This window comes from Streptoverticillium reticulum (genome assembly GCF_047456005.1).
Taxonomy (GTDB): Bacteria; Actinomycetota; Actinomycetes; order Streptomycetales; family Streptomycetaceae; genus Streptomyces; species Streptomyces reticulum.
In genome coordinates, this window is the sequence record NZ_CP179755.1 from 3,910,860 (window position 1) to 3,934,030 (window position 23,171).

General features: G+C 72.2%; 20 protein-coding genes. 9 read left to right on the top strand and 11 right to left on the bottom strand.

Annotated elements, in window-relative coordinates; all coding sequences use genetic code 11:
* Positions 1–55: 55 nt before the first annotated feature.
* Genes ACMATS_RS17690 through ssd form a run of 4 tightly spaced genes read right to left on the bottom strand, consistent with a single transcriptional unit; the run spans position 56 to position 4,081 of the window.
* Positions 56–943, bottom strand: a complete 888-nt coding sequence (locus ACMATS_RS17690; protein ID WP_414168420.1) for a type II secretion system F family protein — start codon at positions 941–943, stop codon at positions 56–58.
* Positions 940–1,857, bottom strand: coding sequence for a type II secretion system F family protein (locus ACMATS_RS17695; RefSeq protein WP_414168421.1), 918 nt, complete (start codon positions 1,855–1,857; stop codon positions 940–942). The genes ACMATS_RS17690 and ACMATS_RS17695 overlap by 4 nt, the downstream gene beginning before the upstream one ends.
* Positions 1,854–3,011 carry a TadA family conjugal transfer-associated ATPase gene (locus ACMATS_RS17700; protein WP_390776968.1) on the bottom strand — a complete coding sequence of 386 codons (1,158 nt, stop codon included), beginning with the start codon at positions 3,009–3,011 and terminating at the stop codon, positions 1,854–1,856. Before ACMATS_RS17700 ends, ACMATS_RS17695 begins: the two co-directional genes overlap by 4 nt.
* Positions 3,008–4,081 (bottom strand): septum site-determining protein Ssd, encoded by a 1,074-nt coding sequence (ssd, locus tag ACMATS_RS17705; RefSeq protein ID WP_414168422.1) that lies wholly within the window; start codon positions 4,079–4,081, stop codon positions 3,008–3,010. Before ssd ends, ACMATS_RS17700 begins: the two co-directional genes overlap by 4 nt.
* A 487-nt stretch (positions 4,082–4,568) precedes the next feature.
* On the opposite strand from ssd, the gene ACMATS_RS17710 reads away from it, so the two are divergent.
* Complete coding sequence (locus tag ACMATS_RS17710) at positions 4,569–5,468, top strand: HAD family hydrolase (RefSeq protein WP_390776970.1); 900 nt, start codon at positions 4,569–4,571, stop codon at positions 5,466–5,468.
* A 279-nt stretch (positions 5,469–5,747) separates the two neighbouring features.
* On the opposite strand, the gene ACMATS_RS17715 is transcribed toward ACMATS_RS17710, so the two are convergent.
* Positions 5,748–6,569: an oxidoreductase gene (locus tag ACMATS_RS17715; protein ID WP_414168423.1), complete on the bottom strand. Its 822-nt coding sequence runs from the start codon at positions 6,567–6,569 to the stop codon at positions 5,748–5,750.
* Positions 6,570–6,670: 101 nt separating this feature from the next.
* Here ACMATS_RS17715 and ACMATS_RS17720 point away from each other — a divergent pair, with 101 nt between their 5' ends.
* Entirely contained in the window at positions 6,671–7,660 is a 990-nt protein-coding gene (locus tag ACMATS_RS17720; protein ID WP_414168424.1) for an ATP-binding protein, read from the top strand.
* Here the strand turns inward: ACMATS_RS17720 and ACMATS_RS17725 are convergent.
* Positions 7,641–8,990, bottom strand: coding sequence for a hypothetical protein (locus ACMATS_RS17725; RefSeq protein ID WP_414168425.1), 1,350 nt, complete (start codon positions 8,988–8,990; stop codon positions 7,641–7,643). The two genes, ACMATS_RS17720 and ACMATS_RS17725, sit on opposite strands and share 20 nt — an antisense overlap.
* A 247-nt stretch (positions 8,991–9,237) precedes the next feature.
* On the opposite strand from ACMATS_RS17725, the gene ACMATS_RS17730 reads away from it, so the two are divergent.
* The 6 genes from ACMATS_RS17730 to ACMATS_RS17755 all read left to right on the top strand — a co-directional run bounded on the left by ACMATS_RS17730 (position 9,238) and on the right by ACMATS_RS17755 (position 17,423).
* On the top strand, positions 9,238–11,487 hold the full coding sequence (locus ACMATS_RS17730) for a carbonic anhydrase (protein ID WP_414168426.1): 2,250 nt from the start codon (positions 9,238–9,240) through the stop codon (positions 11,485–11,487).
* 143 nt (positions 11,488–11,630) lie between these two features.
* A complete protein-coding gene (acs, locus tag ACMATS_RS17735) occupies positions 11,631–13,604 on the top strand; it encodes an acetate--CoA ligase (protein WP_414168427.1) in 1,974 nt (657 codons plus the stop codon).
* A 235-nt stretch (positions 13,605–13,839) separates the two neighbouring features.
* Positions 13,840–15,237 carry a Na+/H+ antiporter NhaA gene (nhaA, locus tag ACMATS_RS17740; RefSeq protein WP_390776976.1) on the top strand — a complete coding sequence of 466 codons (1,398 nt, stop codon included), beginning with the start codon at positions 13,840–13,842 and terminating at the stop codon, positions 15,235–15,237.
* A 134-nt stretch (positions 15,238–15,371) separates the two neighbouring features.
* Positions 15,372–15,830, top strand: coding sequence for a phage holin family protein (locus ACMATS_RS17745; RefSeq protein WP_336410605.1), 459 nt, complete (start codon positions 15,372–15,374; stop codon positions 15,828–15,830).
* Positions 15,827–16,825, top strand: coding sequence for an alpha/beta fold hydrolase (locus ACMATS_RS17750; protein ID WP_390776977.1), 999 nt, complete (start codon positions 15,827–15,829; stop codon positions 16,823–16,825). Before ACMATS_RS17745 ends, ACMATS_RS17750 begins: the two co-directional genes overlap by 4 nt.
* A 397-nt stretch (positions 16,826–17,222) precedes the next feature.
* Entirely contained in the window at positions 17,223–17,423 is a 201-nt protein-coding gene (locus ACMATS_RS17755) for a hypothetical protein (RefSeq protein ID WP_336410603.1), read from the top strand.
* An 87-nt stretch (positions 17,424–17,510) separates the two neighbouring features.
* Here the strand turns inward: ACMATS_RS17755 and ACMATS_RS17760 are convergent, their stop codons facing one another.
* The 3 genes from ACMATS_RS17760 to nth all read right to left on the bottom strand — a co-directional run bounded on the left by ACMATS_RS17760 (position 17,511) and on the right by nth (position 20,307).
* Positions 17,511–18,710: a MarP family serine protease gene (locus tag ACMATS_RS17760; protein WP_390776979.1), complete on the bottom strand. Its 1,200-nt coding sequence runs from the start codon at positions 18,708–18,710 to the stop codon at positions 17,511–17,513.
* Positions 18,711–18,794: 84 nt separating this feature from the next.
* Positions 18,795–19,496, bottom strand: a complete 702-nt coding sequence (locus ACMATS_RS17765) for an NUDIX hydrolase (protein WP_390777385.1) — start codon at positions 19,494–19,496, stop codon at positions 18,795–18,797.
* Between the two features lie 13 nt (positions 19,497–19,509).
* Positions 19,510–20,307: an endonuclease III gene (nth, locus tag ACMATS_RS17770; protein ID WP_390776980.1), complete on the bottom strand. Its 798-nt coding sequence runs from the start codon at positions 20,305–20,307 to the stop codon at positions 19,510–19,512.
* 286 nt (positions 20,308–20,593) lie between these two features.
* Here nth and ACMATS_RS17775 point away from each other — a divergent pair, with 286 nt between their 5' ends.
* A complete protein-coding gene (locus ACMATS_RS17775; protein WP_004939715.1) occupies positions 20,594–21,268 on the top strand; it encodes a Crp/Fnr family transcriptional regulator in 675 nt (224 codons plus the stop codon).
* 78 nt (positions 21,269–21,346) lie between these two features.
* Here ACMATS_RS17775 and ACMATS_RS17780 read toward each other — a convergent pair whose 3' ends face one another.
* The gene (locus ACMATS_RS17780) at positions 21,347–22,183 is read right to left on the bottom strand and encodes an MBL fold metallo-hydrolase (RefSeq protein ID WP_390776981.1); all 837 of its coding nucleotides are present in this window, start codon (positions 22,181–22,183) and stop codon (positions 21,347–21,349) included.
* On the bottom strand, positions 22,180–23,103 hold the full coding sequence (locus ACMATS_RS17785) for an NUDIX hydrolase (protein WP_390776982.1): 924 nt from the start codon (positions 23,101–23,103) through the stop codon (positions 22,180–22,182). Before ACMATS_RS17785 ends, ACMATS_RS17780 begins: the two co-directional genes overlap by 4 nt.
* Positions 23,104–23,171 lie beyond the last annotated feature (68 nt).

Below are 23,171 nucleotides of genomic sequence, written 5' to 3' on the forward strand. Positions count from 1 at the left end.
GGGCGTCTTCCCGTAGTTGGTCGATTCGTTTCCGGTTGCTCTCCTGGCGCCCGCGTCAACTCCCCTTCATGAGCCCGCCGGCCAGCCCGTACACCACGGGCACCACACCGACCGTGAGGAAGGCGGGCAGAAAGCACAGCCCCAGCGGTGCCGTGGCCAGGACGCCCGCCCGGCGGGCGCGTATGCCGGCCTCGCGGGTCCGGGCTGCACGCAACTGGGCCGCCAGTCGTGACATGGGCTCCACGGCAGGCACGCCCGTCGCTTGGGCGCGCTCCATGCAACGCGCCAGCCCTCCGGCACCGGGGAGGCTCCCCAGGCGCCCCCAGGCCACCTCCGGGTCCCCACCCAGCCGTACCTCCGCGGCCGCCTGGGCGAGCCGTTCACCCACCGGACCACCCAGGGACGCCCCGACGGCCTCCGCCGCCTCGCGAGGCCCTGCACCGGCGGCGAGGCAGGCGGCCAAGAGGTCGGCTGCCAGGGGAAGGTGTCGCGCGACCTCCTCCGCCGACGCCTCATGCCCCGTCGACCACCGGGCACGCCTCCGCCACCGCCACACGCCGTATGACACAGCGACGCCCGTCACGCATCCGGCTGCACCCCCGACGAGGACGAGCACGACAACTCCCGCACCCACCGCAAGGAGCCCGTCACCCGTCGATACCTGCCGCGCACGGATCCGCATGCGGGCGACGGCACTTGCCCTGCAGCCGGACCCCCACAACGACGCCACCCGGCGGCGCACTGCGCGTCTGCCGCGGATCCCGTTCACCAGCGCGCCGACCGCGACTGCGGCCATGGCCAACAGAATCGCAGCTGCCGCGCACAGGAGCAGGGCTGCAAGCGGGGCCACCGGCCCCAGCCTGCGGACGACTTCGCCGATCGCATCTTCACTGATCGCGCCTTTGCTGATCAGGACTTGGCTGATCAGCCCTTTGCTGCTCATGCGCGACCGCCTCCCCCGGACTCCCCGGCGGCACACCGGACGATGCGCCCCGTCCACACGAGCCCCGCCCACTCCAGCAGCCCTCCGAGCGCCAGGCAGCCGAACCCGGCCGGGGTGTGCAACAACACCCGCAGCGGGGCCGCCCCGAGCGCCGTCCCCATGAGAAGGGCGAGCACCGGGAGGACGGCGAGCATCACCGCGGTCGATCTCGTCCCCGCCAACTGGGCCTGGAGATCCTCCCTCTGGTCCCGTTCGGCGGCGAGGGCCGCAGCCACCCGCTCCAGCCCGGAGGCGAGCCCCGCTCCCCCGTCGACCGCGACCCGCCAGCAGGCGGCCACTCCGTTCAGCCCTTGCGTCCCCGGGCCGCTCCCGGCCTTTCGCAGGGCCGCCGGGACGTCCCCGCCGAACCTCGCGGCCGCGGGCACCCCCGCCCAACCCGGCCCGAGATCCTCACGACCGGCTTCCGCCACGGCCTCGCCGGGCTGCTTTCCGGCCCGCAGATCGCCCGCGACGGTCCCGCACAGATCGATCACGGCGGCTTCCCGCGCCTCCCGTTCACGCTGCCCGGCGCGAGCGGCGAGCCACCGCCGCACCAGGGGCACCGCCAACACCCCGGCCAGCAGAGGCAGTACGGAATGCCCCAGCAGGGCCACCAGGCAGCCGAGCGGCAGGCACACCCACTCGCGCCGTTCCTGCCACGCCCGGCGCAGGCGCTTTTCCCCTTCGCGAAGCCACACACGAGGCCACAGCCACGGGGCGGGCCCTTGCACTCCGGCCGTTCCGCCACCCGCGAAGAGGAGCCTGGCACGGCGTACTTCCCGGCCCGGCCGCGACAGTGCTGCGGCGGCAGCTGCCGCGCAGATCAGCGCCGCGCACCAGGACACGGCCTGCGGCGACACCCCGGCGGCGGTCATGGCGCACCCCCGCCGCGCTCGCACAGCTCCGCCAACCTGGCCCATCCCGGTGCCCGTTCGAACTCTGCAGCGCCCCATACGGCTGCGGGGACGGTCGTCACGAAGCCGTTCCGGTCCCGGTCGAGAACGTGCACCTCCGCGATCCGCCTGCGCCCGCGGCGGTCACGCGCCAGGTGGATCACCACCGACAGCGCAGCCGCCAACTGACTGTGCAGCGCCGCCCGGTCGAGTCCCGCCGTCGAGCCCAGCGCCTCCAGCCGGGCGGGCACGTCGGCGGCGGCATTCGCATGCACCGTTCCACAGCCGCCTTCGTGGCCGGTGTTGAGTGCGGCAAGGAGGTCCAGCACTTCGGCGCCGCGCACCTCTCCGACGACCAGGCGGTCCGGACGCATCCGCAGCGCCTGGCGCACCAGGTCCCGCAAGGTGACCAGTCCGGTTCCCTCCTGGTTCGCCGGGCGGCTCTCCAGACGGACCACGTGAGGGTGGTCCGGGCGCAGTTCGGCCGAGTCCTCGGTGAGCACGATGCGTTCGTCCGGTGCGACCAGCCCGAGCAGGGTGGACAGCAGTGTGGTCTTCCCGCTGCCCGTGCCCCCGCTGATCACGAACGACAGCCGGGCGGCCAACACGGCCCGCAGCAGCCGCTGTCCGCCGGGCGGAACCGTCCCCGCGGCCACCAGCTCGTCCAGGGAGAACGCGCGGGGCCGTACGACGCGCAGCGACAGGCAGGTCGATCCGACGGCCACCGGCGGCAGCACGGCGTGCAGCCGGGTGCCGTCGGGCAGGCGGGCGTCCACCCAGGGCCGGGCGTCGTCCAGGCGGCGCCCGGCGATGGCGGCGAGCCGCTGCGCGAGTCTGCGCACCGCTGCCGCATCGGGGAAGGCCACCCCGGTCAGTTCCAGGCCTGCTCCGCGGTCCACCCACACCCGGTCGGGGGCGGTGACCAGCACATCGGTCACGTCGGGTGCGGCGAGGAGGGGTTCCAGCGGTCCGGCACCGGTCAGCTCGGAGCGCAACCGGTCGGCGGCACCGAGCACTTCGGCGTCGCCGAGCAGCCGCCCCTCGCGCCGCAGGGCTTCCGCGACCCGGGCGGGGGTGGGCTCCAGCCCGCTCTCCGCCAGCCGCAGCCGTACGGCGTCCAACAGGGCGCCCTTCATACCGGCACACCTCCGTCGCCGATCTGCACCGCGTCCCAGAACCGCGCGCAGAAGCGGGCCAGCGGGCCGCGCGTGCCGCCGCCAGGAGGCCTGCCGGAGACCAGGGCCTGCGACAGGCCGGGCTCGGGCGCCAGTTCACCGGCCAGGCGCAGGCCGAGCAGGCGGGCGATCTCGTCCCCGTCGAGTCCGGAGCCGAACGGACCGCGGGCCACGGCCCGGAGGTCGTCCAGCACCATGCCCACCGTCGCCGCCACACTCCGGGCCGCCGCGACGGCCCGCAGCTCCGCGGGCACCACGAGCAGCCCCACGTCGAGCTGTTCGAGGGCTGCGAGGGCGGTGTCGTCCAATCGGCGCGGCAGATCGACGACCACCGCCCCACCGCGTCGCCGGGCCGCGGCGAGCACGGCCCGCATCGCGTCGGGCGGGACCGCCGTGCAGTCGCCCCTGTCCCAGCTCAGCACCCGCAGGGTGTGCATCTCGGGCAGCGCCTCCTCCAGCGCCTGGCCCGCCACCCTGCCCCGCGAGTCGGCGAAGGCGGGCCAGCGGAGACCTTCCGCCCCCTCCCCTCCGAGCAGCACGTCGAGCCCGCCGCCCAGCGGATCGCCGTCGATCAGCATGGTGCGCAGCCCCGCGCGGGCCGCGGCGAGGGCCAGGGCGCAGGACAGGGTGCTGGCCCCGGCGCCCCCTCTGCCGCCGATGACGCCCACCGTGAACGCGGCGCGTCCCACGCCTTCCACGGCGTCGGCGATCCTGTCGACGAGCCACCTCTCGCCGTCGGGCAGCAGCACCACCTCGCAGGCGCCGATCCCGACGGCCCGCTGCCAGACGCCCGGATCGTCCATGTCCTTGCCGACGAGCACCACCGCGTCCCTCCGGCCGACGGCGCCGAGCCGGCCGGCGCAGTCGTCGCCGACCAGGACGAGCGGCGCGGAATCCCAACTCGCCCTGCGCGCGGGCGTTCCATGGGCGACCTCGGGAACGGCCCCGGCGGCGGCACACAGCCGCAGCAGGTCGTCGAGCAGTCCTTCGTCCTCCGTGACGATCAGCGGCCCGTTCTGTCTGCCGGGCATGGAAGCGTGCCAATCGGATGTACGGGATCCGGTCACGGTGCCCTCCCCTCTCACTACGCGCTCTCGCATCCGCGGGCATCGCGGAAGTCGCGGGGAATCACCGTGCAGCGAACCGGGAAATCGTGTGGATCTTGGTCAAAAACTGTGGACAACTCAGCGGATGTGAATATCCCGCTCACCTATACCGGTGACTTCCGGAGAGCGGTGGGTTGATTACGCTGCGTCACGAGCATGAAGGGGGCAGGAGCGCCGCCGGACGCGGCCGCACGAGAGGAGGAAGGCCCGATGGGGATGGACGAAACACATCCGGACATGCGACGACCCCCGCCGGGGGGGAGAGCGGGGGTCGTCCCCACGGCCGACTCGGGGGGGGAGGAGCCGGACCGGGTTAGACACGGTCGCGAACGATCCGTGACTTCCATGGTGTACCCGAGAGCCTTCTCAGGCAAACCCACACGCCTCAGCTTACGCCGAATGGAGGGCCCCTATGCTCGGCGGAGTGGAAAACCAGTCCTTGCCCCGGACGGCCGCCTTCTTTGATCTGGACAAGACGGTCATTGCGAAGTCGAGCACGCTCACCTTCGGCAAGTCCTTCTACCAAGGCGGCCTGATCAACAGGCGCGCCGTGCTGCGCACCGCGTATGCACAGTTCGTCTTCCTGGCCGGCGGCGCCGACCACGATCAGATGGAACGCATGCGCCAGTATCTCTCCGGACTCTGCCGCGGCTGGAATGTCCAGCAGGTCCGCGAGATCATCGCGGAAACCCTGCACGAGCTCATCGACCCGATCATTTACGACGAGGCCGCCTCGCTCATCGAGGAGCATCACGCGGCCGGGCGCGACGTCGTGATCGTCAGCACCTCGGGCGCGGAGGTCGTCGAGCCGATCGGCGAGCTGCTGGGCGCCGACCGGGTCGTCGCCACCCGCATGGTCGTGGAGGACGGCACCTTCACCGGGGAGGTCGAGTACTACGCCTATGGGCCCACCAAGGCCGAGGCCGTCAGGGAGCTCGCGGAGTCGGAGGGCTACGACTTGGCGCGCTGCTACGCCTACAGCGACTCGGTGACGGACATTCCCATGCTGGAGTCGGTGGGCCATCCGCACGCCGTCAATCCCGACCGGGCCCTGCGCCGCGAGGCCGTCGCCCGTGACTGGCCCGTCCTCACCTTCAACCGCCCCGTGCGGCTCAGACAGCGCGTGGCCTCCCTGGCCATGCCCTCGCGCCCGGCGCTGGTCATGGCCGCGGCGGTCGGCGCGGCCGCCGCCACCGCAGGCCTGGTCTGGCTGGCGGGCCGCCGCCGCAACTACCCGCCCGCATTGCCCGCCTTTGATGGCAAAAGCAAAGAACTGTGGCTTGGGCTTCCGCTTCTCCGACGACAGGAGTAGAAAGGACTTGACGGCCCGCGAGACCAGGGACATCCGGGAGGACGCCCTTCACGCACCAAGGCCCCACGGACCGCGCATGAACGTCGGGCACCCACGCGACGCCGACCCGTCGATTACGGGCCAGCCGCACCAGGTGACGGGCGAAGTCCCCGACCTGATGGGCAAATTTCGTGCACGCATGGTAACCCGGTGGACATGCCAGCGGCGGTACCAATGCAGGACCGGTACCGCCGCAACCCTGTGCAGAGGCGCACTATGGCGCGCCCCCTCGGAAGCCCGTCAGGCGGCGCCTCGTTGCAGTGCTTCGCAGACGGCCGTGCTCTCCCGCACTCCCAGCTCCACCGCCCGTCCGCAGTGGGCGATCCAGGCAGCCATACCCTCGGGCGTTCCGGACGCATAGCCGTCGAGCGCCGTCATATAGGCCTCGCGCCCCAGCTCCGCATGGCCCACCTCGGCCGGGCAGATCGCCTTGGGGTCCAGCCCGCTGCCGATCAGCACGATGCGCTCCGCCGTCCTGGCGACCAGGCCGTTGTACGACCCGAAGGGCCGCAGGGCCAGCAACTCGCCGTGCACCACGGCCGCCGTGACCAGCGCCGGCGCCTCGCTGCCCGCGACCAGCAGGCCGGCCAGCCCCTCGAGCCGGCCCGACACCTCGTCCGCCTCCGGCAACGGCAGGCCGACCAACGGCTCGTCGACGGGCTCCCCGGCGAGCCGAGGCCGTCCCACCCGCGTGTCCGGGGCGTCGCCGCCCGCGGCCACGAGATGCAGCCGGGCCAGCACGCGCAGCGGCGACTGCCGCCACACGCTGAGCAGTTGGCCCGCCTCGGCGGTCAGGCGCAATGCGGCACCCACCGTGCGCGGTTCGCCCTCACCGCCGAAGTCGGAGCGGCGGCGTACCTCTTCGAGTGCCCAGTCCGCACCGGACAGGGCCGCGGAGCCGCGCGCAGCGCGCAGCGCCGCCTCGGAGGTGATCTCATTGCTTCGGCGGCGCATCACGCGATGCCCGTACACCCGGTCCACCGCCCTGCGCACGGAGTCCACGGAGTCGGCAACGCCGGGCAGCGAGGCCAGGGCGGCGAGCGGATCGGCTGTCGTACTCATGGGCAAAACCCTACGCACTTCGGGCTCACACCCCTCGAACGAGTGGTCTTCTTCACTCACGACTCTCACGCCGTGCATTCCCGCACCTACGCTTGGTGAACATGAAGATCGCTTTCGTAGGGAAGGGCGGCAGCGGGAAGACCACGCTGTCCTCGCTCTTCATCCGCCACCTCGCCGCCGCCCACGCCCCCGTCGTCGCCGTGGACGCGGACATCAACCAGCACCTGGGCGCGGCGCTCGGACTCGACGAGGCGGATGCCGCCGCGCTGCCCGCGATGGGCGCACAGCTGCCCTTGATCAAGGCCTATCTGCGGGGCACGAATCCGCGGATCGCCGTCGACACCATGATCAAGACAACCCCTCCCGGCGAGGGCTCCCGGCTGGTGCGCATCGACGAGGTCAACCCGGTGTACGAGGCGTGCGCCCGCCCCGTGCTGCTGGACGAGGGCGCCCCGGTCCGGCTGATGGCGACCGGACCGTTCACGGAGTCCGACCTCGGTGTCGCCTGCTACCACTCCAAGGTCGGTGCGGTCGAGCTCTATCTGAACCACCTCGTCGACGGCGCCGGTGAGTACGTCGTCGTCGACATGACAGCGGGCAGCGACTCCTTCGCCTCGGGAATGTTCACCCGCTTCGACATCACCTTCCTGATCGCCGAGCCCACGCGCAAGGGCGTCTCCGTCTACCGCCAGTACAAGGAGTACGCACGGGACTTCGGCGTCTGCCTGAAGGTCGTGGGCAACAAGGTGCAGGGCAGCGACGACCTGGACTTCCTGCGCGAGGAGGTCGGGGACGACCTCCTCGCCACGGTCGGCCACTCCGACTGGGTCCGGGCCATGGAGAAGGGGCGCCCGCCGCGCTTCGGCCTGCTCGAAGAGGCCAACCGGCAGGCCCTGGACACGCTGCGCGCGGCGGCCGACGCCACGTACGAGCAGCGCGACTGGCAGCGCTACACGTGCCAGATGGTGCACTTCCACCTGAAGAACGCGCAGAGTTGGGGCAATGCGAAGACGGGCACCGACCTGGCGGCCCAGGTCGATCCGTCCTTCGTGCTGGACGAGCGGCTCCTGGCTACTCCGCAGCCCGCCTGACGCCCGCCCTCCACGTTCTCCTCACCTCCCTCTCCTTCCTCGCCTTCCCGTCGGAGTCGTCCTCCTTGTCGGCGTCCTTCCCGGACGCCTTGCGGGCGGGGGCGTGCGAAGCGGCGGGCCGGCCGCCGAGGAACCGTCCCCACCCCTTCTTCGGCGCCTCGCCGACGTCCAGGGTGCGCAGCTTCGCCAGCACTCCGGGGTCCTGCACGTCGAGCCAGTCGGCGAGTTGCTTGAACGACACGCACCGCACGCCCTTCTTCCCGCAGACCGTCTTGATGACGCTCTCGACGGCGTGCATGTACGTTCCGCCGTTCCAGGATTCGAAGTGGTCGCCCACGAAGAACGGGGCACGGTTGCCGCGGTAGGCACGGTGGAATCCGGCGAGGAGACCGTCGCGCATCTGGTCGCCCCATTCGTCGCGCAGGGAGGGGTCGCCCTTGGTGATTCCGGACTGGTTGGCAAGGAAGTTGTAGTCCATCGACAGCGTCTCGAAGTCCTGGCCGGGCACCGGGATGTCCTGGAGCGGGAAGTCCCAGATACCGCCGGTCCTGCGGGGCCAGACCTGCCGGCCGCCGATGGAGCTGGCGTCGTAGCGGAAACCCATGGCCCTGGCCGCGGGGATGAGGTGGCGCTGGCCCTCCAGGCAGGGCGCGCGGCCGCCGACGAGTTCCTTGCTGTAGTCGAACGGCAGGGGCGGTTCGCCCCGCAGGCCGCTGTTCGTCTTCCACCTCTTGACGAAGGACTCGGCCTGCCGGATCTCGCTCATCCACTCCTCGGTGGTCCAGGTGCCGACCCCGCCGTCGGAGCCGCAGAAGTGACCGTTGAAGTGCGTGCCGATCTCGTTGCCCTCCAGCCAGGCACCGCGGAGCTGCGCGACGGTGGCCCTGACGCCCTTGACGTCGTTGAAGCCGATGTCGGACGCGCCGGCGGCGTGCCGGGGCGGGTCGTACAACTCCCTTTTGCCGGAGGGGAGGAGGTAGACGCCGCTGAGGAAGTACGTCATGGTCGCGTGGTACTTCCTGCCGACGGCGCGGAAGTGGGAGAACAGCTTCTGGCCGTCCTCGCCGGATCCGTCCCACGAGAAGACGACGAACTGCGGCGGCTTTTCCCCGGGTCCGAGGCGGCGGGGCTTCGGCTGCCGGGGCTGGGGGCCGGTCTCGGCAGTGGAGCCGTCGCCGATGAGCCGGGACGGGCGTTCGACCGCGTTCGGCACGGCCGCCCCCTCGTCCGGCCCCGCGTCGCCGCGTGTCGTGCCGGAGCAGCCGGACGCGCCGGTCGTCAGCGCCAGAGCGGCGAGGCCGCCCAGCGCGAATCTCCATGCAGCCGCCATCGGTGCACCTCACCTTCGGCTGGACCGGCCGATCCGGCGCTCGGACCGTCACGCGACGCCAACGTCGCACGAACTGAAGGGAGATAAAAGTATGACAAGCCGAAGAACATACGGATTCACGCGTTAGAGGGAAGGCTGTCCACCTTTCTCCACTCCCTCTTCCGCCAGGCCTTTACTCTCCATTACGATTCGTTTACTGAGAGTTGAGGAAGCCCTGCCGAAGCAGCCGCTCCCGCCGCTGCCCGCCGTGACCACGGCCGCGCCCCAGCACGGCCGCGCCGCCCCGACGAAGACGGGAACGACCATGCACGCTCAGCCGATTCCGGCACCCCCACCCCCACACGAATCCTCCCGGGGCCGCCGGCCCGAGCCCGCCGGCCGGGCCAGGCGCCCCGCACCCTCCTGGCGCCGGGACCTGCGCACCTCGGTGACCGTCTCCCTGGTGGCGCTCCCCCTCTCCCTGGGCATCGCGCTCGCCTCGGGCGCGCCGCTGCAGGCAGGCCTCGTGGCGGTGGCCGCGGGGGCCGCGGTCTCCGCCGTGCTCGGTGGGACGTCGCCCCTGGCGGGCGGTGCCGCCACCGGGCTCGTGGTGGTGACGGCCGAGCTGGTCCAGCGCTACGGCTGGCGGGTCACCTGCGCGATCACGGCGCTGGCCGGCCTGGTCCAACTCGCCCTCGGTGCAGCGAGGGTGGGCCGTCTGGTGCTGGCGGCCGGCCCGGCGGTGGTGCACGGTCTGCTCGCCGGGGTCGGTGCGGCCATCGCGTTCGGGCAAGTGCCCGCCCTCCTGGGCGGCGGCCCCGGCGGCCCGTTCCCGGAGAGTCTCGGCGCGCTTCCCCCGCAGTTGGCGCACCCCCGGCCGGAGGCGCTGCTGATCGGTGCCCTCACCGCGGCCGTCGCGGTCTGCTGGGGCCGGATCCCGGGGCGGACCGGACGGTGGCTGCACAGGGTCCCCGCCCCCTTCGCGGCCCTGGCCGCGGCGGCTGCGGCCGGCGCCGCCACCACCATGCCCCGAGTCTCCTTCTCCCCCTGGGAGTTGCAGGCACCGACAGCCCTTCCCGGCGGTCCGGTCCTGGGAGTCTTCGCAGCCGTTCTGACGGTCGCACTCGTCGCCGGCATGGAGTCCCTGCCCGCCGTGATGGACATGCGCCGGATCCGGGCCGAACAGCCCGCCGGGCAAGGGCAGGAGCGGGCTGACGGAACCGCCGACGGGCCGGACCGCGAAATGGCAGGGCAGGGCCTCGCCACCTTGGTCTCCGGATTGCTGGGCGGGCTGCCCGTTGCCCACGGCACACGGCCGGCGCCGGGCGAGGGCACGGCCGGGTCGGCCAACGGCAGCAATTCCCGGGGGCCGCACGGCGCTTGGGTCCCGGTGTGCGCAGGCGCGCTGGTCATGGCGGTTGTGCTGCACCTGGTTCCGCTGGTTGCCCTCTCCGCCCTGGTACTGGTGGCCGGTGTGCGGATGGTCGCGTCGGCTCACCGCGGGCTGATGCCGCACGGGCGGCGGGAGTTCGCCGTGTACGGGGCCACGTTCGGTTCCGTCACGATGCTCGGTGTGCTCCAGGGGCTCGCGGTGGGGCTGGGGGTCACGGTGCTCTTCTCGCTGGGCCGGATCTCGCGGCTCGTCCGCGTCAAGGCGTACGAAGCCGTCCGTGCCGGTTCCGGGCGCACATCCGGTGCCGCGGCCACCGGTGCCGCCGCTTCCGGCGCGCCCGTCGACTCCCACGTCTGCCACCCCTGGACGCCATGGCGCAACCACCACTGCACTCGCCCCCGCACGACGGCCGGACCGCCTGAGCCGGTCAGCGGACGGCAACTCCTGGGAGGGGTCAGCGCTTTCCAGCGGCACACCGCGCCGCGGGTCCGCGACGAGCTGGCGCGCCTCGCCCGCGAGGGGCAGTGCCCCGGGCACCTCTTTCTCACCTGCGCGGACTCCCGGCTGGTGACCAGCATGATCACTTCGAGCGGTCCCGGCGATCTGTTCACGGTGCGCAACGTGGGAAACCTGATGCCGCCGCCGGGCAACGACGGCACCTGCGACTCGGTCGGAGCGGCCGTGGAGTACGCCGTCGACGTGCTCCGGGTCGGCACCATCACCGTGTGCGGGCACTCCGGTTGCGGTGCGATGCAGGCACTGCTCAACTCCGCCGCCCCTCCCGGTCCGCAGCCGGGGTCCGCGACCGAGACCTCGCTCGGCCGGTGGCTGCAGCACGGGCGGCCGAGCCTGGCCCGTATGCAGCGGATCGGACGGCTCGGACGCGGGGAGGTCGCGTTGGACGACCGGCCCGTCGCCGACGACGCCGAGCGGCTCGCCCTCGTCAACGTGATGCAGCAGCTCGACCACCTGATGGAGCATGCCTGCGTCGCCCGGCGCGCAGCCGAGGGTTCGCTCCATCTGCAGGGCATGTACTTCGACGTCGCCCGCGCCCAGGCGTATGTGCTGGACCAGCGGTCCCACACGTTCAGCGCCGTCCGGCCGGAGGTCCTCGATGTCGTATGACCCCTCTGACCTCGGCTTCCCCACGGCCGGACGCCCGAATAGAGGTCTAAACCAGTTTTTGCCAACACCCCTTGTCAGGGCGTGCCCCGGGCTGATGAGCTATGGGCCGGGACACAACGGGCACCCTGGGAAAGGGAGATGTCGTGAGCAACGAAAGCCTGGCCAACCTTCTGAAGGAGGAGCGCCGCTTTGCACCGCCTGCCGTTCTGGCCGCAGAGGCCAATGTCACCGCGCAGGCGTACGAGCAGGCGAAGGCGGACCGGCTGGGCTTCTGGGCCGAGCAGGCCCGGCGTCTGAGCTGGGAGACCGAGCCGACGGAGACGCTGGACTGGTCGAACCCGCCGTTCGCGAAGTGGTTCGCCGACGGCAGGCTCAACGTCGCGTACAACTGCGTCGACCGGCACGTGGAGAACGGTCTGGGCGAGCGGGTGGCCCTGTACTTCGAGGGCGAGCCGGGCGACACCCGTGCGATCACCTATGCCGAGCTGCAGCGCGAGGTCTCCAAGGCCGCCAACGCCCTGACCGAGCTGGGCGTCCGGGCGGGCGACCGGGTCGCGATCTACCTGCCGATGATCCCGGAGGCGGTCGTCTCGATGCTGGCCTGTGCCCGCATCGGCGCCCCGCACTCCCTGGTCTTCGGCGGCTTCTCCGCCGACGCGCTGGCGACCCGCATCGTCGATGCCGATGCCCGCGTCGTCATCACCGCCGACGGCGGATACCGGCGCGGCAAGGCCTCCCTGCTGAAGCCCGCCGTCGACGAGGCCCTGACCCGGCCGGGCACGGAGAACGTCCGCAGCGTGCTCGTCGTCCGCCGCACCGGCCAGGAGGACCTCGCCTGGACCGAGGGCCGCGACGTCTGGTGGCACGACCTGGTCGAGCGCCAGTCCGACCAGCACACGCCCGAGGCCTTCGACGCCGAGCACCCCCTGTTCATCCTCTACACCTCGGGGACCACGGGTAAGCCGAAGGGGATCCTGCACACCTCCGGCGGCTACCTCACCCAGATTTCGTACACGCACCACGCCGTCTTCGACCTCAAGCCGGAGTCCGACGTCTTCTGGTGCACGGCCGACGTCGGCTGGGTGACGGGCCACTCGTACATCGTCTACGGGCCGCTGAGCAACGGCGCGACGGAGGTGCTCTACGAGGGCACCCCGGACACCCCGCACCAGGGCCGCTGGTGGGAGATCGTCCAGAAGTACGGCGTCACCGTCCTCTATACCGCGCCGACCGCCATCCGCGCCGCCATGAAGTGGGGCGACGACATCCCGGCGAAGTTCGACCTGTCCAGCCTGCGCATCCTGGGCTCGGTGGGCGAGCCCATCAACCCCGAGGCCTGGGTCTGGTACCGCAAGCACATCGGTGCCGACCGGACGCCCGTCGTGGACACCTGGTGGCAGACCGAGACCGGCGGCATCATGATCAGCCCGCTGCCGGGGGTCACCGAGACCAAGCCCGGTTCCGCGCAGGTGCCGCTGCCCGGCATCGCGGCCACCGTCGTGGACGACGAGGCCCGCGAGGTGCCCGACGGCCACGGCGGCTATCTCGTGCTCACCGAGCCGTGGCCGTCGATGCTCCGCACCATCTGGGGCGACGACCAGCGGTACCGCGACACCTACTGGTCGCGCTTCGAAGGGCGTTACTTCGCGGGCGACGGCGCCAAGAAGGACGATGACGGCGACATCTGGCTGCTCGGCCGTGTCGACGACGTGATGCTGGTCTCCGGCCACAACATCTCCACCACCGAGGTCGAGTCGGCGCTCGTCTCGCACCCCAAGGTCGCCGAGGCGGCGGTCGTCGGCGCCACCGATCCGCAGACCACCCAGGCGATCTGCGCCTTCGTCATCCTGCGCAGTGGCGCCGCCGGCGGCGACGAGCAGAGTCTGGCCGAGGAGCTGCGGGCGCACGTCGCCAAGCAGCTGGGCCCGATCGCCAAGCCCAAGCGGATCCTGCCGGTGGCCGAGCTGCCCAAGACCCGCTCCGGCAAGATCATGCGCCGGCTGCTGCGCGACGTGGCCGAAAACCGCACTCTCGGCGATGTCACCACGCTGACCGACTCCTCGGTCATGGACCTCATCCAGGCCAAGCTCCCGTCGGCCTCCGGCAGCGAGGACTGACGAGCGGACCGCAGCAAGGACTGACTGCTCAGAGGCGCTGCACCGGCCCAGCACCGGCCCACCGGTCATGAGAGGCACCCGGCATCCTGCCGGGTGCCTCTCACTCTTTCGGGTTAGGGTAAGTACTGGTCGCGTAAAAATCGCGACAAGAATCAGGGGCGCGCCGGGAAGTCTGGTCGGCACACAGCACACGTGTACCCACGTGTTTCAGTCGACCCCCAGGAGGTCCACCGCCGTGGCCGCGCCCAAGAACCGCCGTTCCGTCTTCCTCGGCAGGCTGCCCCTGCCCGAACGGAACTACCTGGCGGAAGCCCTGCGTACCGAGACCGTCGGCGGCGTGCTGCTGCTGGCGGCAGCCGTCGCCGCGCTGATCTGGGCGAACACCCCGCTGCGGGAGAGCTACGAGGCGGTCCGCTCCTTCCATCTGGGCCCCGGCTCCCTCGGGCTGAACCTCTCCGTCCAGCACTGGGCGGCCGACGGCCTGCTGGCAGTCTTCTTCTTCGTCGCCGGCATCGAGCTCAAGCGCGAGCTGGTCGCCGGTGAGCTGCGCGACCCCAAGGCCGCCCTGCTGCCCGTGGTCGCCGCGATCTGCGGCATGGCGATGCCGGCGGTCGTCTACTTCACGGTCGCGAAGAGCGGCGGTGGTTCCCTGGGCGGCTGGGCCGTGCCCACCGCCACCGACATCGCCTTCGCCCTCGCCGTGCTGGCGGTCATCGGCACGTCCCTGCCGTCGGCGCTGCGCGCGTTCCTGCTGACGCTCGCGGTCGTCGACGACCTGTTCGCCATCCTGATCATCGCGATCTTCTTCACCCAGAAGATCAACTTTGCGGCTCTGGGCTTCGCCTTTCTGGGACTGGCCGTCTTCTGGCTGCTGCTGCGCAAGGGGGTGCGCGGCTGGTACGTCTACGTCCCGCTGGCAGTGACCAACTGGGCGCTCATGTACAACAGCGGCGTGCACGCGACCATCGCGGGCGTCGCCATGGGCCTGATGCTGCGCTGCACCCGGCACGACGACGAGCGGCACTCCCCCGGCGAGCACATCGAGCACCTCGTGCGCCCCCTGTCGGCAGGCCTGGCCGTGCCGCTGTTCGCACTCTTCTCGGCAGGCGTGACGCTGTCCGGCGGCGCACTGTCGGACGTCTTCCGGCGGCCCGAGACGCTCGGCGTCGTCCTCGGCCTGGTGCTCGGCAAGGCGATCGGCGTCTTCGGCGGCACCTGGACGGCAGCACGGTTCACCAGGGCGGAGCTCAATCCGGACCTCAAGTGGCCGGACGTGTTCGCCGTCGCCACGCTGGCCGGCATCGGCTTCACGGTGTCCCTGCTGATCGGCGAGCTCGCCTTCGCCGGGGACGCGGTGCTGACCTCCGAGGTCAAGGCTGCCGTGCTGGTCGGGTCCCTGATAGCGGCGGTGCTCGCCGCCACCCTGCTCAAGCTGCGCGACAACAAGTACAAGAAGCTCTGCGCCGACGAGGACCGGGACGAGGACCTCGACGGCATCCCGGACATCTACGAGCAGGGCAACCCCGACTACCACCTGCGCATGGCCGCGCTCCTCGAGGCGAAGGCCGCCGAGCACCGCAGGCTGGCGCAAGTCGCCGCCGGGCGCCCCGCCGGGGAGGATGGTCCGGCATGATCTGAGAGTCTTTACCTCTGCGGAACCTGCGAAAACCGGCCCGCCGTGCGCACGGTGGGTAGGTACTCGCCGGATCTCCAGGATCTCCAGGATCTCCGCGGAGGACGAAGCTGATGACGATGAGGGAGCAGCCGATGAGCGCAGCCGACGACGGCGCGAACCGCAGCCTCGGCCAGCTGGTGGCGACGGCCACCACCGAGCTGTCCGCGCTGGTGCACGACGAGATCGCACTGGCCAAGGCCGAGCTGCGGGAGGACGCACGGCGGCTGGGCATCGGCGGCGGTGCGGTCGCCGCCGCGGGAGCGCTGGCGCTGTTCTCCCTGCCGGTGCTCAGCTTCGCGGCGGCGTACGGGATCCACAACCTCGGCCTGGGGCTCGCCTGGTCCTTCCTGATCACTGGCGGAGCGTTCCTGCTGATCGCCGCCGTGCTCGTGCTGCTGGCCGTGGCCAAGTTCAAGAAGATCTCCAAGCCGGAGAAGAGCATCGCCTCGGCGCGCGAGACGGCGGCGGTGCTGGGCACGGTCAAGCCGCACCCGCGTTCTCCGGCCGACACCGGCCAGACGGACGCATCTGTGACACGCTCGTCCGTATGACGGTGCCCGACTCTCCTGCAGCGCCCGCGTCCCCCGGCCCCGACAGGCCCGCCGTGCCGGGTCCCCCGTCGGCCGCTGCGGCCTCCCCCGCCTCGGTCGTCCGTCCCGACGGCCCGTGGACCCATCGGGAGGTCGCGGCGAACGGGGCGCGGTTCCACATCGCCGAGATGGGCGAGGGGCCGCTGGTACTGCTGTTGCACGGCTTCCCGCAGTTCTGGTGGACCTGGCGCCACCAGATGCCCGCCCTCGCGGAGGCGGGGTTCCGCGCGGTCGCCATGGACCTGCGCGGCGTGGGCGGCAGCGACCGTACGCCCCGGGGCTACGATCCGGCGAACCTGGCCCTCGACATCACCGGTGTGATCCGCTCCCTCGGCGAGCCCGACGCCGCGCTCGTCGGCCACGACCTGGGCGGCTACCTGGCGTGGACCGCGGCCGTGATGCGGCCCAAGCTGGTGCGCCGGCTCGCGGTGTCCTCGATGCCGCACCCGCGCCGCTGGCGCTCCGCGATGCTCACCGATGTCCGGCAGAGCGCGGCGGGCTCCTACGTGTGGGGGTTCCAGCGGCCGTGGCTGCCGGAGCGTCAGCTGATCGCGGACGACGCCGCCCTGGTCGGCCGGCTGGTACGGGACTGGTCAGGGCCGCGGCTGCCGGACGACGCGACGGTCGAGGTCTACCGGCGGGCCATGTCGATCCCCTCGACGGCGCACTGCTCGATCGAGCCGTACCGCTGGATGGTGCGGTCGATGGCCCGCCCGGACGGCGTCCAGTTCAACCGCCGGATGAAGCGGCCGGTGCGGGTGCCCACCCTGCACCTGCACGGATCCCTCGATCCGGTGATGCGCACCCGCAGCGCGGCGGGCTCCGGGGAGTACGTGGAGGCACCGTACCGCTGGCGGCTCTTCGACGGGCTGGGCCACTTCCCGCACGAGGAGGATCCGGCGGCGTTCTCGTCGGAGCTGGTGAGCTGGCTGAAAGACCCGGAACCCGACCGTTAGACGGCGCCCGGCCCGGCCCGGGGTCCGGGGGTTGTCCCCCGGGAATGACAGCCCGCACGAGGAGGATCCGGCGGCGTCCTCGTCGGAGCTCGTCAGCTGGCTGAAAGACCCGGAACCCGACCGTTAGACGGCGCCCGGCCCGGCCCGGGGGTCCGGGGGCTGTCCCCCGGGAATGACAGCCCGCACGAGGAGGATCCGGCGGCGTCCTCGTCGGAGCTCGTCAGCTGACTGAAAGACCCGGAACCCGACCGTTAGTGAGCTGGCTCAAGTACCCCGGGCCCGGCCGTTGGAGGACCGAGGGCCCGGCCCGGGTCCGGCGGCCACTTGCCCGGCGCATAGGCCAATTGCCGGACCCGCAGGCGATTACGGACCTCCGGGCCCGGGCAGAGCATTCGGTATGGGCTGGACGCACGACTACCGTGACGTGACGCAGGAGCGCAGCACCAAGGGCGATGCCGCGCTGGCTGTGACGGAAGCACCCGAGAGGGGCGGTCATCGGCCGGAGGCCGGGCACGATCCCCGCATCGGCATCCCCCGCATCATCCACCGCCGCGCCCGCTGGGTCTCGGCGCGGCTGCGCCATCCGCGCAGCCGCTGAGCGCGCAGCCGTCGTACGGGCCACGGTTCCGGGCGGAGCCCGCACCGCCGGGGCGATCGCAGGGCCCCGGACGCAGTCCGAGCCGCGTCAGAGGGCGCAGCCCTGCGTGTCCGCCCTGCCCGTCGCCGTACGGCCGTTCACCGCGTCCTCGCGCACCTCGTCCGCGGTGAGGGCGTAGCCGGTGTCGGCGTCGTCGAGGGACTTGGCGAAGACCACTCCGTAGACCTTGCCCTCCGGAGTGAGCAGCGGGCCGCCGGAGTTGCCCTGTCGGACGGTGGCGTAGAGCGAGTAGACGTCGCGGCGGACGTTGCCGCGGTGGTAGATGTCCGGACCGTTGGCCTGGACTCGGCTGCGGATGCGGGCCGAGCGCACGTCGTAGGCGCCGTTCTCGGGGAAGCCGGCCACGATGGCGCTCTTGCCGCTCTCCGCGTCGGAGCCGGCGAAGTGCAGGACGGGCGCGTCGAGTGACGGTACGTCGAGGACCGCGATGTCGCGCTTCCAGTCGTAGAGCACGACGCGCGCCTCGTGCAGCTTGCCCTGGCCGCCGATCTGCACGGTGGGCTCGTCCACGCCGCCGACGACATGGGCGTTGGTCATCACCCGGCCCGGTGCGAAGACGAAGCCGCTGCCCTCCAGGACCTTGCCGCAGCCGGGGGCGTTGCCGACGACCTTGACGATGCTGCGCTGGGCCTCGGCGGCGACGGGGCTGCCCGCGAGCGCCGGGTCGGGGGCGGGCACCGAGGTGATGGGCTCGGTGGAGAACGGCGCGAAGACCTGCGGGAAGCCGTTCTGCGCGAGGACGGTGCTGAAGTCCGCGAACCAGGTGTTGGCCTGCTGCGGGACGACGCGCGCGACGCCGAGCAGCACCTTGGAGCTGCGGACCTCCTTGCCCAGCGTGGGCAGGGACGTCCCGGCGAGGGCGGAGCCGATCAGCCAGGCGACCAGCAGCATGGCGACGACGTTGACGAGCGCACCGCCCGTGGCGTCCAGGGCCCGGGCCGGGGACCAGGTGATGTGGCGGCGCAGCTTGTTGCCGAGGTGGGTGGTGGCGGCCTGGCCCACGGAGGCGCAGACGATGACGATGGCCACGGCCGCGATGGCCGCGACGCCGCCCGGAGGGGAACCGCCGGTGGCGCTGTCCCAGATCACGGGCAGGGCGTAGACCGCGGCCAGCCCGCCGCCGAGGAAACCGATCACCGAGAGCACGCCGACGACGAACCCCTGGCGGTAGCCGACGACCGCGAACCACACGGCGGCGATCAGCAGCACGATGTCCAGCACGTTCACCGAAGAATGCCTCGCTCGGAGATGGTCGGCCGGGTCGCCGGCTGTGGGGGGTGGGGTGGCGCGGAGGCCACCGTCTCATGCCCGTCAGCCACGCCAGTCCACCGGTACCTGCCGCTCGCGGTCCCAGGGGCGCTCCCAGCCCGCGTAGTGCAGCAGCCGGTCGATCACGCCTGCGGTGAAGCCCCAGACGACGGCGTTGCCGACGCTGAAGACCGGGCCCTGGTGGCCGCTGGGGTGGACGGCCGTCGCCCGGTTGCGCGGGTCGGTCAGCTCGGCGACCGGGACGGTGAAGACCCGGGCCGTCTCCCGCGGATCGACCGGCCCGATCGCGCTGGGCTCGCGCCACCAGCCGAGGACCGGCGTGACGACGAAGTCGCTGACGGGGATGTAGAGCCGGGGCAGCACGCCGAAGACCTGGACCCCGGAGGGGTCGAGGCCGGTCTCCTCCTCCGCCTCGCGCAGCGCGGCCCGCACCGGCCCGCCGTCGGCCGGGTCGCCGTCCTCCGGGTCGAGGGCGCCGCCGGGGAAGGAGGGCTGGCCGGCGTGCGAGCGCAGGGTCCCGGCGCGCTCCAGGAGCAGCAGCTCCGGGCCCCGTTCGCCCTCGCCGAAGAGCACCAGCACGGCGGACTGCCGACCGCCCTCCTGCGGCGGCAGGAAGCGGCTGAGCTGCTGCGGCCGGATCGTTTCGGAGACCTGCACGAGGGGATCCAGCCATTCCGGGAGCCCCTCGGTGCTCACCTCGGCTCCTCCGGTCCGGCCGACCCCTCCGCCGCAGGCGCTCGTCATGCGTTTCGCCATGTCACTCGGCTCCCAGCGGGGGTGCGGGCGGGCCGGGGAAGCCCGGCGGGGGCTTGAGCCGCTGGCCCGGGCCGCCGCCCATCTCGTACTTGAGCAGCTTTCTGGCCTTCTCCGGGTCCGTCTCGCCCTCTCCGTACGCCGGGCAGAGCGGGGCGATCGGACAGGCGCCGCAGGCGGGCTTCCGGGCGTGGCACACGCGCCGGCCGTGGAAGATGACCCGGTGCGAGAGCATCGTCCACTCGCTCTTCGGGAAGAGGGCGCCGACCTCCGCCTCGACCTTGTCGGGGTCCTCCTGCTCCGTCCACTTCCAGCGCCGGACGAGCCGTCCGAAGTGCGTGTCCACGGTGATGCCCGGGACGCCGAAGGCGTTACCCAGCACCACGTTGGCGGTCTTGCGGCCGACGCCGGGGAGGGTCACCAGATCCTCCAGGCGGCCCGGCACCTCGCCGCCGAAGCGGTCGCGCAGGGCGGTGGAGAGCCCTATGAGGGACTTGGTCTTGGCGCGGAAGAAGCCCGTCGGCCGGATCAGCTGTTCCAGCGTCTCGGGGTCGGCGGCCGCCATGTCCTCCGGCGTGGGGTAGGCGGCGAAGAGCGCGGGGGTGGTCTGGTTGACGCGGAGGTCGGTGGTCTGGGCGGAGAGGACCGTGGCGACCAGGAGCTGGAAGGGGTTCTCGAAGTCCAGCTCGGGATGGGCGTACGGATAGACCTCGGCGAGCTCGCGGTTGATCCGGCGGGCGCGGCGGACCAGCGCCGTCCGCGACTCGGGCCCGGCAGCGGGCTTCCGTTTGCCCCCTGTCACGCCTTTCGCCGCCTTCGCCGGGGCGCGTTCGCCCACAGCAGAATTACCGGCCGTGGTCACCCTCCCGGCCCCCTTGCCCTGTGCTCTCACCGGCGTATTGGACACCCGGCCAGACTAAAGCCCAGCACCGACATCCGCCCCGGCCGCAGGAAAACCACAGCCCAATCGGACCCCTGCCGTAGGGCTTCGTGCGACGATGCGCCACACTTGTGTTTGATCACACAGTTTTACCGACGGGCATCATGGGGACCACGGTCCCCTGTGCATGTCGACAAGGAGAGAACTCGTGGACGACGTTCTGCGGCGCGCCCCGCTGTTCGCGGCGCTCGATGACGAGCAGGCCGCTGAGCTGCGCGCCTCCATGGGCGAGGTCACCCTCGCGAGGGGCGACGCCCTGTTCCACGAAGGCGACCCCGGCGACCGGCTCTATGTGGTGACCGAGGGCAAGGTGAAGCTCCACCGCACCTCCCCCGACGGCCGCGAGAACATGCTGGCGGTCCTGGGCCCCGGCGAGCTCATCGGCGAGCTGTCCCTCTTCGACCCGGGTCCGCGCACCGCCACCGCCACCGCGCTGACCGAGGTCAAGCTGCTCGGCCTGGGCCACGGCGACCTGCAGCCCTGGCTCAACGCCCGCCCCGAGGTGGCCACCGCCCTGCTGCGCGCCGTCGCCCGCCGCCTGCGCCGCACCAACGACTCGATGTCGGACCTCGTCTTCTCCGACGTCCCCGGCCGCGTCGCCAAGGCCCTGCTCGACCTGTCGCGCCGCTTCGGCGTGCAGTCCGAGGAGGGCATCCACGTGGTGCACGACCTCACCCAGGAGGAGCTCGCGCAGCTCGTCGGCGCCTCCCGGGAGACCGTCAACAAGGCCCTCGCGGACTTCGCGGGCCGCGGCTGGCTCCGTCTGGAGGCCCGTGCCGTGATCCTGCTGGACGTGGAGCGGCTCGCCAAGCGCTCGCGCTGACCCGGCGCCGGCCGGACACAGACGCACCGGGCCCCGCCCCGCACGCCGCGGCGTGCGAGGCGGGGCCCGGTCATGCCGTCATTCGCCGATCAGGCCGTGCTCGTCCAGGTAGTCCAGCTGCGCCCGCACCGACAGCTCGGCCGCGGGCCACAGCGCGCGGTCGACGTCCGCGTACACGTGCGCCACGACCTCGGCGGCCGTGCAGTGGCCGTTCTCGACGGCCGTCTCGACCTGGGCCAGGCGCTTGGCCCGGTGGACCAGGTAGTACTCGACGACACCCTGGGCGTCGTCCAGCACCGGGCCGTGGCCGGGCAGCACGGTGGTCACGTGCTCGTCGACCGCGAGCGAGCGCAGCCTGCGCAGCGAGTCGAGGTAGTCGCCCAGCCGCCCGTCGGGGTGCGCGACGATCGTGGTGCCGCGGCCGAGCACCGTGTCGCCCGTGAAGACCGCCCCGTCGGCGGGCAGATGGAAGCACAGCGAGTCCGCCGTGTGCCCCGGTGTGGACAGCACGTGCAGCTCCAGGCCACCGGTCGTGACGACGTCGCCGATGCCGAGCCCCTCACCGCCCAGCCGCAGCGCGGGGTCCAGCGCCCGGACGGCCGTCCCCGTCAGTTCGGCGAACCGTGCGGCGCCGCCCGAGTGGTCGGCGTGGCCATGGGTGAGCAGGGTCAGGGCGATGCGCTTGCCCGCCGACTCGGCGGTGGAGACGACCGTTTGGAGGTGCGTCTCGTCCAGCGGGCCCGGGTCGATGACGACGGCGAGGTCGGAGCCGGGTTCGGAGACGATCCAGGTGTTGGTGCCGTCGAGCGTCATGACGGACGGGTTGGGCGCGAGCACGCAGACCGCGCGCTCGGTCGCGGGGCCGCCGACGGCCCCCGGGCGCGGCCGTCCGGGAAGGTCGGTTGCGTACGTCATGCGTCGGCTCCTGAGGGTCCGGGAGGGGGTCCCCCGGCGGCGCGGTCGGGGGTCTGCTCGATGTGCCGGGTGAACTCGTCGTGCCCCGGCCAGCTCAGCACGATCTCGCCTCCGTGCTCGGCCGTGAGGCGCACTCGGGCGAGCACGGGGGCGAGATCCCGCCCGGGTGCCGCCGCCAGGACCTCCGGGACGCTCGCGTAGGGCTGCAGGGCGCGCAGGGTGGAAATGGTCGGCGGCATCATCAGCAGTTCGCCGCGGTCGTAGCCGGCGGCGGCGTCGGCGGGGGTGGTCCACACCGTGCGGTCGGCCTCCGTGGAGGCGTTACGGGTGCGCTGGCCCTCGGGGAGCGCGGCCACGAAGAACCAGGTGTCGTAGCGGCGGGGCTCGAACTCCGGCGTGATCCAGCGCGCCCAGGCGCCGAGGAGGTCGCTGCGGAGCAGCAGACCGCGCCGCTCGAGGAAGTCGGCGAACGACAGCTCCCGGCTGACGAGCGCGGCCCGGTCGGCCTCCCAGTCCTCGCCCGTGGTGTCCGCGACGACCGACTCCGGTGCGGGGCCGGCCAGCAGGACGCCCGCCTCCTCGAACGTCTCGCGGACCGCGGCGCAGACGATGGCCTGGGCCTCGGCAGGTCCGGTGCCCAGCCGCCGCGCCCAGTCGGCCGGCGACGGGCCCGCCCAGGGGACGTCCCGCTCGTCGCGCGGGTCCACGGAGCCGCCCGGATACGCGTACGCGCCTCCGGCGAAAGCCATGGAGGCGCGTCTGCGCAGCATGTGGACGACCGGGCGGCCGTCCGCTCCGGCGCGCAGCAGCAGGACGGTCGCAGCGCGGCGCGGCGCCGCGGGACGGAGCGCACCGCGCGCGAGCGCTCTGATCCGGTCCGGCCACTCCGGCGGGTACCACTGGCCGTTCGAAGTCGACATGGCCGGATGCTATGCGCTCACGCTCGGATGTTCGAGAGGACAGGGCCTCGCGGTGAACGGCAGGACCG